Source organism: Nocardioides sp. Z38_18, assembly GCF_058215695.1.
Map to the genome: position 1 here is coordinate 1,416,434 of NZ_JBZAJE010000002.1, position 14,671 is coordinate 1,431,104.

Consider the following 14,671-nt stretch of genomic DNA (forward strand, 5'->3'; position numbering starts at 1 on the left):
ATCAGTCCCCCTTCTGCGACGGCACGGGCCGGCTGGGCGTGACCGTCTCACCCTGCGGGTTCGCCGGCGGTGCCCCCGCCCCGGGTGAGGTCGACTCCTGCGGGGCCTGGGTCCCGGGCTGCTCGGTGGTGCCGCCGGTGCCCGACCCGTTCCCGTTCCCGTTCCCGGAGTCGCCGCCGCCCTGGTTCCCGCCCTGGTTCCCGCCCTGGTTCCCGTTGCCCTGGTTGCCGTTGTCCTGGTTGCCATTGCCCTGGCCCGGGTCCTCCTCGCCGGAATCGCCCTGGTCGCCCTGGTCGCCCTGGTCGTCCTGGTCACCCTGGTCGCCCTGGCCCTGGTCGCCGTCGTCGTCCTGCTCGGGCTCCGTGGGCTCGGCCGGCGCCTCCCCCCAGACCTCGAGGGTGATCGTCGCTCCCGCCGGGACGCTTCCGGTCGGGTTCAGGTCGGCGACCGTGCCGGCCTCCCGGTCGCCGGTGTTGTCCCGGGTGCGGGTCCTGGTCTCCAGCCCGAGGTCCTCCAGGGCTGCCACGGCGTCGTCGACGGGCTCGCCGATGTAGTCGGCGCGCCGCACGCGCACGGTCTCCTCCTCCGGGTCCGCGGGCGCAGAGCTCTCGACGCCGTTCTCGGTGGCGGCGTCGTCGCCGGCCCACGGCTTGGTGACGAGCAGGGCCGCGAGCAGCAGCAGGACGAGCGCCCCGGCGGCGTACAACGGCCAGCGCGAGCGCTTCGGCTGCTCCTCGGGGACGTCCTCCTCCTCGGCGTCCGCGAGCGCAGCGCCTCCCGCGAGGGGCGCCGCTGTGGAGGTCATCACCTGGGTCGAGTCGTCGTGGGGGGCGGCCAGCGGGACGACCGCGGTCGGCATACCGCCGTCGGCGCACTCGCGCAGGGCCGTCGCGATGGCGGCGCCGTCGGGGTAACGCTGCCGGGGGTCCTTGGCCAGGGCCCGGGTCACCACGGCTGCGAGGCCGGCCGGGACCGAGTCGGGCAGCGGGGGGACGTCCTGCTGGATCTGTGCGAGGGCGGTCGCGATCGGGGTGTCGGCGTTGAACGGCCGCCGTCCGGTCAGGCACTCGAAGAGCACCACCCCGAGGGCGTAGACGTCGCTGGCCGCCGTGGCTTGGTTGCCGCGGGCCTGCTCGGGGGAGAGGTACTGCGGGGTGCCGACGATCTGCCCGGTCTGGGTGAACGCGACCGAGTTGGTGGCCTGGGCGATGCCGAAGTCGGTGATCTTCACCCGGCCGTCCGGCGTGACCAGCAGGTTGGCCGGCTTCACGTCGCGGTGGACCACCCCGGCGGCATGGGCCACGGCGAGGGCCTCAGCGACCTGGAGCGCGAGACCGCGCGCCACCTCGGGGTCGAAGGGCTGCCCGTTGGCCAGCAGGTCCGAGAGCGGCTTGCCGTCGACGAGCTCCATCACCAGGAAGGGGGTGTTCGGGCCGGGGAGCACGCCGTAGTCGAAGACCGAGGCGATCCCGGGGTGGTGGAGGCCGGCGGCGTGCCGGGCCTCGGCCTCGAACCGGGCGCGGAAGGTGGGGTCGTCGGCGTACTCGCGCTTGAGGATCTTGACGGCCACCTCGCGGCCCAGCAGCGCGTCGCGGGCGCGCCAGACCTCGCCCATCCCGCCGGTCGCGATCCGGGAGATGCGCTGGTAGCGCTCACTGGGATCCGTGGGCCCGCCGGGGCTCGTGGGCTGGTCGTCGGGTCCTGGCGTCACTTGTCGATCACCGCTTCCATGACCGCCTTGGCGATGGGAGCGCCGAGACCGCTGCCGGAGATCTGGTCACGGGCCACCCCGGCGTCCTGGACGAGCACGGCGACCGCGACCTGGGAGTTCTGCGCGGGCGCGAACGAGACGAACCAGGCGTACGGAGGCCGATCGGGCGAGCTCTGCGCCGTACCGGTCTTCCCGGCCACCTCGACGCCCGGGATCTGCGCCGGCCGGCCGGTGCCCCGGTCGACGACGGAGACCATCATCTGGCGCAGGTCGCGCGAGGCCGATGAGCTCATCGCCGGCTGGTCGGGCATCGGCTCGGGCGTGGCCTTGCTGATGTTCTCCAGCTTGGGCGACTTGGTCTCGTCGACCAGGTAGGGCTTCATCACCACTCCGTCGTTGGCGATCCCGGCGGCCACCATCGCCATCTGGAGCGGCGTGGCGGCCACGTCGAACTGCCCGATCGCCGACAGGGCGGTCTGCGGCTCGTCGGGGTCCTCGGGGAAGCGGCTCAGCGACTGCCGGGTCAGGGAGTCGTCGAGCTGGCGGAAGTAGCGCTTGCCGAAGCCGAACTTCTCGGCCGTCTCGCGCAGCTTGTCCGCGCCGATCTTCATCCCCACGTCACCGAACGCGACGTTGCAGGAGACCTCGAGGGCACGGGTGAAGCTGATCTTGTCGCCGCCGCACGAGCCCCGGCTCTCGTTGACCAGGTCGCGGGTGGTCAACGGGAGGTCGAGGCGCGCGCCGCCGGGCACCTGGGTGTCGGGGTCGTACTTGCCGGTGTCGAGGGCGGCGGCCGCGGTGACCAGCTTGAACACCGACCCGGGCGGCAGCACCTCCTCGATCGCGCGGTTGTCGAGCGGATTCAGCGGGTTGGCCTCCAGGCTCCGCTTGGCCTTGCCGGCCGCCGCGAAGTCGTGGCTGGCGATCCGGTTGGGGTTGTAGTTGGGGCTGGAGACCATCGCCAGGATCTTCCCGGTGTTCGGCTCCAGCGCGACCACGGCGCCGCGCACGTTGTCGCCGAGGGCCTTGAGGCCGTCGTATGCCGCCTTCTGCGCCTTGGGGTTCACCGTCAGCGTGACGCTGCCGCCCTTGGGGGGCTCGTTGTCGACCAGGTCGATCACGCGGGTGACGAACAGGCTGGAGTCGCTGCCGGAGAGGATGGAGTTCTCGGTCGCCTCGATCCCGGCCAGTCCCCAGTCGAGGGAGAAGTAGCCGGTGAGGTGGGAGTACTCCAGGCCCTGGGGGTAGACGCGCTGGAACTTGTAGACGTCGTCGGACTTGTTGCTCTCCGCGACCGCCTTGTCCCGGACGAGGATGGGGCCGCGCTCGCGGGAGAACTCGGCGTCGCGGACGCGCTTGTTGTCCGGGTGCTGGCTGAGCGAGGTGAGGTCGTCGGCCTGCCAGTACTGCACGTAGGTCACGTTGACCAGCAGCGCCAGGAACATGAACATCGAGGCGACGGCGAGGTTTCGGATGGGCTTGTTCATCGCTGGACTCTCACCACCTGGGTGGCATCGGCGTCGTAGTCGTCGGGCTCGAGCAGCTCCGGGGGTGGCCTTCGTGCCTGGTCGGAGATGCGCAGCAGCAGCGCCACGATCGCCCAGTTGGCGACCAGGCTGGAGCCGCCCTGGGACAGGAACGGGGTGGTGAGGCCGGTCAGGGGGATCAGCCGGGTGACGCCGCCGATCACCACGAAGACCTGGAGTGCGAAGACGACCGCGAGACCGGTGGCCATCAGCTTGCCGAAGTCGTCACGGCAGATCAGCGCCGTGCGCAGGCCGCGCTCGACCAGGATCCCGTAGAGCAGGATGATCGCCATCACCCCGGTCAGGCCGAGCTCCTCGCCCAGCGAGGGCAGGATGAAGTCCGACCACGACAGCGGGGTGATCTGCGGCTGGCCCTGACCCAGACCGCGTCCGATGAGGCCTCCCCAGCCCATGCCGTAGAGGCCCTGGACCAGCTGGTAGGCGTTGGACTCGCTGTCGAAGGGGTCCAGCCAGGCCGCGACCCGGGACTGCACGTGGCTCAGGGAGAGGTAGCCCAGGTAGGCGCCGCCGACGAACAGGGCCCCACCGATCACCAGCCACCCGGGTCGCTCGGTCGCGACGTAGAGCATCACCAGGAAGAGCCCGAAGAACAGCAAGGAGGAGCCGAGGTCGCGCTGGAAGACCAGGATGCCGAGGGAGACCAGCCACATCGCGACGATCGGGCCCAGGTCACGGCCGCGCGGCAGGTCCACGAACAGGAACCTGCGCCCGGCCAGCGCCAGGGCGTCGCGGTGCTGCACGAGGTAGCCGGCGAACGCGATCACCAGGAGCACCTTGGCGACCTCGCCGGGCTGGAAGCTCAGCGGGCCGACGTTGATCCAGATCCGGGAGCCGTTGATGGTGCGCCCCAGGCCCGGCAGCAGCGGCAGCAGCAGCAGCACGATGGCGGCGAGCCCGAAGGTGTAGGTGAACGCCTGGAGCCGGCGATGGTCGCGAAGTCCGATCAGGACCACCGCGAAGAGCAGGGTCCCCAGCGTCATCCAGATCAGCTGGGCGTCGGCGAAGCCGTTGGCGTCGGGGTTGCGGGCCTGCCGGGCCAGGTCGATGCGGTGGATCATCGCCAGGCCGAGCCCGTTGAGGGCCGAGACGATCGGGAGCAGGATCGGGTCGGCGTACGCCGCGAACTTCCGGACCACCACGTGGCAGCCGATCACCAGGACCGCGAGCCACGAGCCGTAGGTGAGCAGGTTGACCGGCAGGGTGCCGTTGACGCCGAGGTCGACGGCGGCGTACGCCCCGATGCCGACGACCAGGCTGAGCAGCAGCAGGAACAGCTCGGCTCCGCGGCGGCGCCGGTGGACGAAGCCGGTCAGGCCCTGCGGGCTGCGCTGTGGGGATCGGTTGCTCATGGCGACTCGACCTCGGTGCAGTCGGCCGGGCTGGTCGTCGGGGACGACGACGGCGAGGGCGACGGGGCCGCGCGCTGCTGCTTCTTCTCCGACTTCGGGGCCGGGCTGGGACTGGCGCTCGCGCTGGGGGAGGACGACGGTGCCGGTGCCGGAGGCTCTGGGCACAGCTCGAGCCCCTCGAGCCGGGTGAGGATGCCGCGGGCGTCCTCGAGGCTGTTCGCACTGATGCCGTCGCGGACCTGCCGGGCGTTGTAGGTCGGCAGCCGGTCCAGGAGCAGGTCGCTCCTCTCCTCGACCCGGTGCAGGCGGATGCCGGGGAGGTCGGCCTCGACGCCGCGGAAGATCGCCACCACCTCGTCGTCGTTGGCGACGTAGTACTGGCCCTGCGTCCACTTGTATCCGGCCACCGCGACGATGCCGACCAGGACGGCCACCAGCGCCACCGCGGCCAGGCTCCTCGCCCAGATGAACCGCTTGGGCGGCCGGGGGGCGTAGCGCGCCTCCTCGGGATCGAGATCGGCCCCGGTGGCCGAGCCACCGGCTGGGCCACCTCCTGGGCCACCTCCTGGGTCGTCGATCGGGTCGAGCTCGCCGGTGTCGGCTGCCCGTGCCGAGCCGCCGGCGGAGCCCGTAGCGCCGCGGCCGGGGCCCTCGGCGGCGGCGCCGACGAGCATGGGGCCGGTGGTCGCCGCGGCCGAGGTGTCGCTGTCGTGGGCGGCGTCGTCGGAGACGACATCCGCGATCACGACCGTCACGTTGTCGGTGCTCCCGGCGTCCAGCGAGGCGTTCACCAGGGCGACCGCAGCCGAGTCGGGGGTCCCCTCGCCGAGCAGGCGGGTGAGCTCCTGGTCCGAGAGCACTCCCGAGCAGCCGTCGGAGCACAGCAGCAGCCGGTCGCCCGCGGCGACCTCGAGGATGAACACGTCCGGTTCGGGCTCGTGCACGCCGTCGACGGCCCGCAGGATCAGGTTGCGGTGCGGGTGGACCCGGGCCTCGTCCTCGGTGATCCGGCCTTCGTCGATCAGGCTCTGCACGAAGGTGTGGTCGGTGGTCAGCTGGGAGAGGCTGCCGTCGCGCAGCAGGTAGCCGCGGCTGTCCCCGACGTGCGCCACGCCGATCTGGGCGCCGTCGAAGATGACCGCAGTGACCGTTGTGCTGGTCCCCTCGAGTGCCGGGGTCTCCTTGACCAGGGCAGCGATCTGGTCGTGGCTGCGGTGGATGGAGCCCGCCAGCGCGCCGAGCATGTCGTCCCCGGGCGCGTTGTCGAGGCGGCGCAGCACGTTGACGGTGGCGCTGCTGGCGACGTCGCCGCTGGCCGACCCGCCGACGCCGTCGGCGACCACCAGCAGGTGGGGACCGGCGTACCCGGAGTCCTGGTTGTCGCGCCGCACCCGACCGACGTCGGAGAGCGCGGAGTAGCGAAGCCTCATGTGGGGCCCAACGTGCAGCCCGGTCGGATGCTCACTTGCGCAGCTCCAGGATCGTCTTCCCGATGCGGACCTGCGTGCCGAGCTGGAGCGTCGTGGGCTGGGTGATCCTGCTGGTGCCCACGTAGGTGCCGTTCGTGGAGCCGAGGTCCTCCACGAACCACTGCTCCCCGGAGCTGGCGATGCGGGCGTGCCTGGTGGAGACGTAGTCGTCGTCGAGGCGGATCGCGGCGTCGTTCCCGCGGCCGATCAGCAGCGGGGCCTGCTCGAGGGAGACGGCCTCACCCTTGTTGCCGCCGTCGACGATGACCACCTGCGTGGGCACGCCGCGACGGGGCTTGGCCGGCTTCGCCTTGGCCTTCGGCCGACGGTCCTGGCGTGAGCGGCCGCGACCGGACTCCTGCCGGGCGACCCGCGCACCGAACATGTCGGAGCGGATCACCGAGATGCAGGAGAGTACGAAGATCCACAGGATCGCCAGATAGGCGAGCCGAATCAGGAACAGGGTCAGCTCGGACAAGTCACACTCACCCTTGGTTGAGGTGCAGGGACATGGTCGTGTTGCCGATCTTCATCGTCGCACCATCGGTGAGGGTGGCCTTCTCGACTCGCTTGCCGTTGACCAGGACGCCGTTGGTGGAGCCCAGGTCGTGGACGGTGATGCGGGGCAGCTCGCCCGGCGTCAGAGCCTCCTCCACCCGGATCTCGATGTGCTTGCGCGACACGCCCGGATCGTCGATTCGCAGGTCGGCGTCGTTCCCTCGGCCCACCACGATGCCGGGAGGCGCCAGCGGGAGGTTCTCCCCGTTGATCGCCAAGGTGGCGGTGGCCCGGCGTACCTGGGTGTCGGTGGGGTCGCCTGCCGCGAGACTGGAGCTCGAGACCGCCTTGCTCCGGATCCGGAACCGCCCGGTGGTGAGGTCGTCGCTGACCTCGAGGGCGATCTTGACCGGGCCGGTGAAGACGTAGGACTGCTGGGCGGCGTGCTCGCGCAGCATCTCGGTGAGCTCTCGGGGCAGCTGGGTACCGAGCGCCTCGAGGCGCTCGTGGTCGCTGGCGGAGAGCTCCACCTCGAACGCGTTGGGCACCAGTCGGCGGTCGCGGCTGAGGATCTGCGCGGAGTTGTCCACCTCGCGGTTCAGCGCGGAGGCGATCTCGACTGGTTGCACAGCGCTGCGGAAGGTCCGGGCGAAGATGCCCGAGATCATCTGCTCGAGCCTGTTCTCGAATCGTTGCAGTGCACTCACGGCGGCCTCCCCTCAGGTTTCTACCGATCGGGCGTTCCCGCGATCGTATCCGGACAGTGCGACCGTTCAGGTCCCGGTTTGGGTCACTGAGACGACGTGGGATAGCCTGACGTCGCTTCTGGCGCGAGTGGCGGAATGGCAGACGCGCACGGTTCAGGTCCGTGTGCCCGAGAGGGCGTGGGGGTTCAACTCCCCCCTCGCGCACCAGAGAAGTGAGGCCCGGTCACCCCGAGAGTGGTGACCGGGCCGGTTCACTTCCCGACCTGCTCCGGTGGGCAGGCGGTGCCCCCGGCGTGGGCCGGCGCACGCGGCCGCCTCGCCGGCAGCCGGGCGGGAGACCCGGCACCGTTCGAGTGAACGGTCCGGGAAGGCTCAGCCGGTCGCGGTCGCGGGCCCGCCGCTCGAGAGCACGCCGAGCTCGCGCAGCCCCGCGGTCAGCGACCGGGCCACCGTCGCCGGGGAGACCCCGATCAGGGCGGCTGCCTCGCGGTGGGTGTGACCGCCGAAGACGCACAGCGCCAGACAGGCACGCTGGAGCTGGGCGAGCTGTCCGAGCCACACCATCGAGGCGGGCAGGCGCAGCGACCAGGGCGCCTGGTCGTCGAGCTCCTGGCAGTGCAGGTAGACGTGCCGCGCGAGGTCGCGGCGGATCTCGTTGGGTGACCCCCGTCCTCCGGAGGCGGTGACGTCGGCCATTCCGCGCTCGACGGCCCGCGCGGCGGCGAGGTCGTTGCCGAGCAGGGCGCGAGCCAGGGCGTAGGCCGCTGCACCGTGGCCCTCCCAGAGGTCGTTGGCCCGCAGCCGGTTCCGTGCCTCCTCGGCCGCACTGTCCTGGGGCCGCAGCTGGGCGGGCGTGAAGCCGGTCCTCATCCCGATGCGGATGCGGTGGGCTCCGCCCCGGTCGCCTCGACGGCCTGCCGTCAGCCGCGCGCGGTCCACGTCCCTGCGGTGGCGCCCGGTCATCGCGACCCCCCGGTCCGGGCCAGGTCCTCGACCGTCTGGTCATAGAGGGTCTGCGCCGCGCACACCAGCCGGGCGGCGACGGCCTCGGTCTTGCCGGCGGTCAGGAACGTGCAGAAGTCGGCGAACTCGACAGCCGACTCCAGCTCGCTGCACAGCTCCTGCCGCACGCGCTCCACCCGTTCGGCGGCATACCAGGGAGCTCGGGTCGGCGGAGGTAGGTGGGCAATGTGGCCATGCCGCGCTGGTGGGTTCATCCCGAGAGCCTCCTGGGCGTCCGCCGTGATTTAACGGATGAGGGTGATGTCAAACATAAGCGGGGACGTGGGGCGTGTCTAGGGTTTGATTAGGGTTGAATCTGGTTTACTCTGCACAAACCATGTACACGATCAAGCAGGCGGCACGCCTCACCGGGATTCCCGAGTCCTCACTGCGGTCATGGGAGAAGCGGTACGCCGTCGTTGAGCCGCACCGCAGTGCCTCCGGCTACCGCCTCTACGATCCCGAGGCGCTGGCCGTGCTCTCCGCCATGCGCCGGCTCGTCGACGACGGGTGGTCCCCGGCGGAGGCGGCGCGAGCAGTGCGCGGTCGCGGGGAGGCGCTGCCGCAGCCGCCGGCGGACCGCGTCCCGCGACAGCACGTGGAGGAGGGCGAGCGGCACGACCACGCGATTCCACCCGCCGACGCGCTCCCGCCCGCGATGGCGCTGATGCAGCAGTTCCTCCAGGGTGCAGCCGAGCTGGACGAAGCACTCGTGGAGGGCGCCCTCGACCAGGCGTTCTCCCTGGGCTCGTTCGAGCACGTCGTGGACTCCTGGCTCTTCCCGACCCTCGAGGCGCTGGGTGAGGCCTGGGCGGGAGGCGAGATCGACGTCGCCGGCGAGCACGCGGCCAGTCACGCCGTGCACCGGCGGCTCTCGGCGGCGTTCGATGCGGCGGGGAGCCGGGCCCGCGGCCCGGCGGTGGTGGTCGGGCTGCCTGCGGGCAGCCAGCACGAGCTCGGGGCACTGGCCTTCGCGACCGCGATCCGCAGAAGGGGGCTCAACGTGCTCTACCTCGGTGCCAACGTCCCGGTGAGCAGCTGGGACACCGCCGTGCGCAGCCATGCGGCACGGGCAGCGGTGCTGGCGGTGGTCACCGAGGAGGACCGGGCCCAAGCCGTCCGGGTCGCCGAGCGACTGCGCAGCGAGCACCCCGGGCTGCTGGTGTGCTCCGGGGGTGCCTCAGGAGCCGGGCTGCCGGAGGGTGTGCGCCCGCTCGCGGCGAAGATCCGCATCGCCGCCGAGGAGATCGACGACCTCCTCCACGCGGACAGCCACTAGCCCGCCCGGGCGGTGTCCACGACGGTTCCGGGTCGGGTCAGGCGAGCACGATCCACAGGCCGAGGAGGCCGGGGACCAGGCCCAGGGCCAGCCACGGGGTCAACGGTGGCTTCTGGTGGATGGCCCTGGCCGTGACCACGGCGAGGACGCCGATGATCGCTGCGATCACGTTCAGGCCGATGCGGGCGTCGAGGCGCGACTCGGGCATGTAGACCGCGGCGAGCACCAGGCCGCCTGCGAGGTGCAGGATCGTGGTGACCGCGAGGACCGACATCACCCAGCGCTGGACGTTGGTCAGCGACTCCTTCGTGGACTGCGACCGCCGGTGGCTCTGCGCGACGTCTGCGGGGTCGAGCAGGTGCCGCGGACGCCGTACGGGTGTCTGGGTCGGAAGGTTGTTCTGGGGGTTCACGACTAGATTCTAGTCCGCTCAGGACCCGCCTCACAGGGTGCGTCGGACGGGCATCTCGTTGTCGTGGGTCCACCCCTGACCCAGGCGCCTGCCGCTGAGCTCCTCCCACCGGAGGCGGACGTAGAGCGAGCGGTCCCCGCCCGCCCACGGCCGCGGGTCCCAGGTGCGCTGGACCGCTGCCAGCTCGTCGGCCTCCTCGATCGGCTCGGCCTTGCCGAGGGCCACCACGCTCCACCCCTTGTGGTCGGAGTAGTCGACGTAGTCGACCTCGAAGGCGATCGTCGCGTGCCAGTCGTGGGTCGCGACGACGCCGGTGGCCGAGGTCCGGAAGACCACTGCCTCGCCGACCACGCTGTAGTTCACCGGCAGGATGCGTGGACCTGCCGGCGTACACACCGCGACGCGACCGAACACACCACCGCCCAACAGCTCTCGACACTTCGCGTAGGACAGCTCGACCGGTGGCTCCATGCCCAGATTGTCCGACACGCTCCGCAAGGGCGGGAGGGCCGAAGGTCCCGGCCTTTTGTAGGCTCAGGCGGTGCGCCAGGAGATTCAGGGCCTTCGGGCGGTCGCCGTGCTCCTGGTCGTCCTGTTCCACCTGTGGCCCAACCGGGTGCCCGGTGGATACGTCGGTGTCGACGTCTTCTTCGTGATCAGCGGGTTCCTGATCACCGCGCACCTCCTGCGTGAGGTGGAGCGCGACGGCTCGGTCAGCCTCGCCAGGTTCTGGGCCCGGCGGATCCGGCGACTGCTTCCCGCGGCGTACGTCGTCCTCGTGGTCACCGCCCTCGGGGTGCTCGTGCTGGTGCCGCGCCTGCTCTGGGAGCAGTTCTTCGGCGAGATCCTGGCCGCGGCTCTCTATGTCGAGAACTGGCAGCTGGCGCTGAACTCGGTCGACTACCTCGCCTCGGAGGACGCCCCCTCGCCGGCCCAGCACTACTGGACCCTCTCGGCCGAGGAGCAGTTCTACCTGCTGTGGCCGCTGCTGGTGCTCGGCGGGCTGTGGCTGGCCCGACGCCGCGCGCGACGCGGCGCCGGCGTGGCCTCCGCGCGCCGCAGCGTGCTCGCCGTCCTGGCCCTGACCACGGGCGCCTCGCTCGCGTTCTCCCTGTGGATCACCGCGGCCAACCCGGCGCAGGCCTACTTCGTCACCCCGGCCCGGGCCTGGGAGTTCGGGGCCGGTGCCCTGCTGGCCTTCGCCCCGGCCGCGGCCTCGAAGCTGCCGGACGCGGCACGCGCGTTGGCGGGCTGGGTGGCCCTGGTGGCCCTGCTGGTGAGCTCCCTGGTCCTCGACGACAAGACCCCGATGCCGGGGACGGCGGCGGTGTGGGTGGTGGTGGCCTCGGTCGTCCTGATCTGGGTGGAGGACCCGAAGGTCGCCTGGTCGCCCTCGCGGCTCCTGGTCCAGGCTCCGGCGCGCTACGTCGGGGACATCAGCTACGCCGTCTACCTGTGGCACTGGCCCCTGATCATCCTGCTTCCCTACCTCACCGACCACCCGCTCCGGACCATCGACAAGCTCTCCGTCCTGATGGCCACGATCGGGCTGTCCGCGATCACCAAGCGTTGGGTGGAGGATCCGGTCCGCGCCGCCCGTCGCCTGGGCCTCGCCCGCAGTGGCGTCACCTTCGGGTACGCCGCGGCGGGCGCCCTGCTGCTCACGGCGCTGTGCGTCGTGCCGCGCGAGCAGGTGGCCGCCGAGGAGGCGGAGACGCTCCGGGTCGCCCAGCAGCTGGCCGACGACGCGGGGCCGTGCTTCGGTGCCGCGGCCCGTGATCCCCGGGCCAAGGGGTGCCCGGAGGAGGTGGGACAGGTCATCCCCTCACCCGCTACCGCGCGGGACGACCGTCCGCCGTACCAGGAGTGCTTCGACGAGTTCCGCAAGGGGAAGTTCGACCCCTGCAGCTTCGGCAAGCCCCGTCCCGGCGTACCCCACGTCGCGCTGGTCGGCGACTCCCACGCAGGGGTGCTGATGGCGGCCCTGGACCGTCTGGTCGAGGCGAAGCGGATCACCGTGGAGCTGTTCGTCCTCGGGGACTGCCCCTGGACGAGCCACCCGGTCTTCCCAAACTCGCTGACCGCGGACTCCTGCCGCACCTTCCGGGCCGCGCTGACCAAGCACCTCGACGACCGGGCCACCGACTACGACCTCGTGCTGACCTCGCTGAGGGAGACCACGATGCGGGGCAGCCACACCGCCCGGGTCCAGGGGCTGCGCGACGCCTGGAAGCGGGTCACCGATCAGGGAGTGCCCGTGGTCGCGGTGCGCGACAACCCGCAGAAGCGCCGTCCCAGGCTGAACCCCAACTTCTGCCTGGCCGAGGTGTCGGCAGCAGAGGCGAACATGAAGTGCGCCCTGGACCGGGTGCAGGCCCACGACCAGGTGTTCAGCTCGCTCGCCGGGGCCGTGCAGCAGACGCCGAGGACCGAGCTGGTCGACCTGACGTCGTTCTACTGCGACGCCCGGACGTGCCCGGTGGTGATCGGCGGGGTCAACGTCTACGCCGACAACCACCACATCACCGCGACCTACGCCCGCACGCTCGCGCCGTACCTCTACCGCGCCCTGGTGGCCACGGGCGCGCTCAAGCGGTGAACTCGTAGGACACGCCGGTCTTGGTCTCGGAGAGGTCCCACAGCTCGCGCGCGAGCTCGGCGTTGCGGGCGTGCCGGCTCTGCTTGGCCGCGCCCAGCCGCCCGCGGCTCTCCATCAGCCAGGTCGGGCCGGTGTAGCTGTCCGGCTCGGCGAGCGTCGCGGCGTACAGCGTGGGGTTGGCGCCCGCGGTCGAGGACTGCAGCACCAGCGGCAGCAGCAGCGGGCTCAGCCTGCGGACGACGGGGTTGGCGCCCATGCCGTCGGGGGACCCGACGAGGTTGGTCGCGGAGACGCCGGGGTGGCACGCGACGGCGGTGAGCCTGGAACCGGCCTCGGTGGCGCGGCGGTGCAGCTCGTGGGTGAACAGCAGGTTCGCCAGCTTGCTGTTGCCGTAGGTGCGCTGGGGCTCGTACGACGCACGGGGGTTGCCCTCGAGCACGGACTCGTCGCCGCGGTGGTGGGCGATCGAGGCCACCGTGACCACGCGCGGGGCGGGGGCGGCCAGCAGGGAGGGGAGCAGCAGCCCGGTGAGCGCGAAGTGGCCGAGGTGGTTGGTGCCGAACTGCAGCTCGTGGCCGTCCTCGGTCTCGCGGTACTTCGGGGGCGTCATCACGCCGGCGTTGTTCACCAGCAGGTCCAGCGGCCCCTCGAACCGGTCCACGAACCGCTGGATCGACTTCTGGGAGGCGAGGTCGAGCTCCTCGACGGTGGTGACACCGGGCATCTTGATCGCGGCCTCGCGGCCCGATTCGGTCTTGCGGCAGGCGAGCACGACCTCGGCGCCGTGATCAGCGAGCGCGCGGGCGGCGTGGAAGCCGATGCCGGAGTTCGCGCCGGTGACCAGGGCGCGGGTCCCGGTCAGGTCGGGCAGGTCCTTGGCGGTGAAGCCGGCGGGTGCGGGGCTCATCGTTCCTCCTGGGAATCGGTGTGCAGGCGACCGGAGCGGTCCTTGGTGAGCGAGCGGCTGATCACCAGTCGCTGGATCTGGTTGGTGCCCTCGAAGATCTGGGTCACCTTGGCCTCGCGCATGAACCGCTCGACCGGGAAGTCGCGGGTGTAGCCGTAGCCGCCGAGCACCTGCACGGCGTCGGTGGTCACCTTCATCGCCGCGTCGGTGGCGGTGAGCTTGGCGATCGAGGCCTCCCGGGAGAACGGCAGCCCCCGGTCCTTGAGCCGGGCCGCGTGCAGCATCATCGCCCGGGCGCCCTGCACCGCGGCCTCCATGTCGGCGAGCAGGAACGCCAGGCCCTGGAAGTCGATGATCGGCCGGCCGAACTGCTCCCGCTCACCCGCGTAGGCCACGGCGTGGTCCAGCGCCGCCTGCCCGAGGCCGACCGCGACGGCCGCGATCCCGAGGCGTCCGGAGTCCAGGCCGGCCAGGGCGATCTTGAGGCCGTCACCCTCCTTGCCGAGGAGCCGCTCGGCGGGCACGCGCACGTCCTCGAAGCGCATCGTCGCCGTGGCCGAGCCGGTCAGGCCCATCTTGCGCTCCGGCGGGTCGGCGACCAGTCCCTCGGTGTCCGCGGGCACCAGGAAGCAGGAGATCCCGTTGCGGTCCTCGGAGGTCCGGGCCATCACCTTGTAGAAGTCGGCGTGGCCGCCATGGGTGGTCCACGCCTTGGCGCCGTTGATCACGTACTCGTCGCCGTCGCGCCGGGCGAAGGTCCTCATCGCGGAGGGGTCCGAGCCGGCGTGCGCCTCGGAGAGGCAGTACGCGCCGAGCAGCTCCCCGCCCAGCATCTCGGGCAGCCACGCCTTCCGCTGCTCCTCGGTTCCGGCGGTGGCCAGGCCGAAGCAGGACAGGGCGTGCACCGAGACGCCGACCCCGACGCTGGCCCACACGGTCGCGATCTCCTCGACCACCTGGAGGTAGACCTCGTAGGGCTGCCCACCGCCGCCGTACTCCTCCGGGTAGGGCAGGCCGAGCAGTCCGGCGCGGCCCAGGGTGAGGAACGTCTCGCGCGGGAAGGTCTCGGTCTCCTCCGCCCGGGCGACGGCGGGGAGGAGGTCGCGCTCGCTGATCTCGCGCACCAGCTCGACCAGGGCGGTGGCCTCCTCGGACGGGAGCACACGGGTTGCCGGCATGTTCGACACCCTA

Annotated in this window: 14 protein-coding genes and 1 tRNA gene; 3 read left to right on the forward strand and 12 right to left on the reverse strand. The window is 71.6% G+C overall.

The window, feature by feature from the left end; genetic code table 11:
* Position 1 precedes the first annotated feature (1 nt).
* From AC4BGC_RS17935 to AC4BGC_RS17960, 6 genes are read right to left on the reverse strand one after another with little or no spacing between them, the layout of a single operon-like run.
* Complete coding sequence (locus AC4BGC_RS17935; RefSeq protein ID WP_490556982.1) at positions 2-1,711, reverse strand: serine/threonine protein kinase; 1,710 nt, start codon at positions 1,709-1,711, stop codon at positions 2-4.
* Positions 1,708-3,198 (reverse strand): peptidoglycan D,D-transpeptidase FtsI family protein, encoded by a 1,491-nt coding sequence (locus tag AC4BGC_RS17940; RefSeq protein WP_490556983.1) that lies wholly within the window; start codon positions 3,196-3,198, stop codon positions 1,708-1,710. The genes AC4BGC_RS17935 and AC4BGC_RS17940 overlap by 4 nt, the downstream gene beginning before the upstream one ends.
* Positions 3,195-4,607, reverse strand: coding sequence for an FtsW/RodA/SpoVE family cell cycle protein (locus AC4BGC_RS17945; protein ID WP_490556984.1), 1,413 nt, complete (start codon positions 4,605-4,607; stop codon positions 3,195-3,197). Before AC4BGC_RS17945 ends, AC4BGC_RS17940 begins: the two co-directional genes overlap by 4 nt.
* Positions 4,604-6,037 carry a PP2C family protein-serine/threonine phosphatase gene (locus AC4BGC_RS17950; RefSeq protein WP_490556985.1) on the reverse strand — a complete coding sequence of 478 codons (1,434 nt, stop codon included), beginning with the start codon at positions 6,035-6,037 and terminating at the stop codon, positions 4,604-4,606. Before AC4BGC_RS17950 ends, AC4BGC_RS17945 begins: the two co-directional genes overlap by 4 nt.
* 31 nt (positions 6,038-6,068) lie before the next feature.
* On the reverse strand, positions 6,069-6,554 hold the full coding sequence (locus tag AC4BGC_RS17955) for an FHA domain-containing protein FhaB/FipA (RefSeq protein WP_490547050.1): 486 nt from the start codon (positions 6,552-6,554) through the stop codon (positions 6,069-6,071).
* A gap of 7 nt (positions 6,555-6,561) precedes the next feature.
* Entirely contained in the window at positions 6,562-7,281 is a 720-nt protein-coding gene (locus AC4BGC_RS17960) for an FHA domain-containing protein (RefSeq protein ID WP_490556986.1), read from the reverse strand.
* 121 nt (positions 7,282-7,402) lie between these two features.
* Here AC4BGC_RS17960 and AC4BGC_RS17965 point away from each other — a divergent pair.
* Positions 7,403-7,488: transfer RNA gene (locus AC4BGC_RS17965), tRNA-Leu, on the forward strand.
* 165 nt (positions 7,489-7,653) lie between these two features.
* Here AC4BGC_RS17965 and AC4BGC_RS17970 read toward each other — a convergent pair.
* The gene (locus AC4BGC_RS17970; RefSeq protein ID WP_490556987.1) at positions 7,654-8,244 is read right to left on the reverse strand and encodes a sigma factor-like helix-turn-helix DNA-binding protein; all 591 of its coding nucleotides are present in this window, start codon (positions 8,242-8,244) and stop codon (positions 7,654-7,656) included.
* Positions 8,241-8,411: a hypothetical protein gene (locus AC4BGC_RS17975; protein ID WP_490556988.1), complete on the reverse strand. Its 171-nt coding sequence runs from the start codon at positions 8,409-8,411 to the stop codon at positions 8,241-8,243. The genes AC4BGC_RS17970 and AC4BGC_RS17975 overlap by 4 nt, the downstream gene beginning before the upstream one ends.
* Positions 8,412-8,620: 209 nt before the next feature.
* Here AC4BGC_RS17975 and AC4BGC_RS17980 point away from each other — a divergent pair, with 209 nt between their 5' ends.
* The gene (locus AC4BGC_RS17980) at positions 8,621-9,562 is read left to right on the forward strand and encodes a MerR family transcriptional regulator (protein WP_490556989.1); all 942 of its coding nucleotides are present in this window, start codon (positions 8,621-8,623) and stop codon (positions 9,560-9,562) included.
* Between the two features lie 37 nt (positions 9,563-9,599).
* Here AC4BGC_RS17980 and AC4BGC_RS17985 read toward each other — a convergent pair whose 3' ends face one another.
* Together AC4BGC_RS17985 and AC4BGC_RS17990 are read right to left on the reverse strand one after the other, a co-directional pair.
* Entirely contained in the window at positions 9,600-9,974 is a 375-nt protein-coding gene (locus tag AC4BGC_RS17985) for a hypothetical protein (RefSeq protein ID WP_490547045.1), read from the reverse strand.
* Between the two features lie 30 nt (positions 9,975-10,004).
* Entirely contained in the window at positions 10,005-10,445 is a 441-nt protein-coding gene (locus AC4BGC_RS17990) for a pyridoxamine 5'-phosphate oxidase family protein (RefSeq protein ID WP_490556990.1), read from the reverse strand.
* 70 nt (positions 10,446-10,515) lie between these two features.
* Here AC4BGC_RS17990 and AC4BGC_RS17995 point away from each other — a divergent pair, with 70 nt between their 5' ends.
* Positions 10,516-12,573 carry an acyltransferase family protein gene (locus AC4BGC_RS17995; protein WP_490556991.1) on the forward strand — a complete coding sequence of 686 codons (2,058 nt, stop codon included), beginning with the start codon at positions 10,516-10,518 and terminating at the stop codon, positions 12,571-12,573.
* Here the strand turns inward: AC4BGC_RS17995 and AC4BGC_RS18000 are convergent.
* Both AC4BGC_RS18000 and AC4BGC_RS18005 read right to left on the reverse strand, forming a co-directional pair.
* Positions 12,563-13,480 carry an oxidoreductase gene (locus AC4BGC_RS18000; RefSeq protein WP_490556992.1) on the reverse strand — a complete coding sequence of 306 codons (918 nt, stop codon included), beginning with the start codon at positions 13,478-13,480 and terminating at the stop codon, positions 12,563-12,565. The two genes, AC4BGC_RS17995 and AC4BGC_RS18000, sit on opposite strands and share 11 nt — an antisense overlap.
* The gene (locus tag AC4BGC_RS18005; RefSeq protein WP_490556993.1) at positions 13,477-14,658 is read right to left on the reverse strand and encodes an acyl-CoA dehydrogenase family protein; all 1,182 of its coding nucleotides are present in this window, start codon (positions 14,656-14,658) and stop codon (positions 13,477-13,479) included. Before AC4BGC_RS18005 ends, AC4BGC_RS18000 begins: the two co-directional genes overlap by 4 nt.
* Positions 14,659-14,671: the final 13 nt, after the last annotated feature.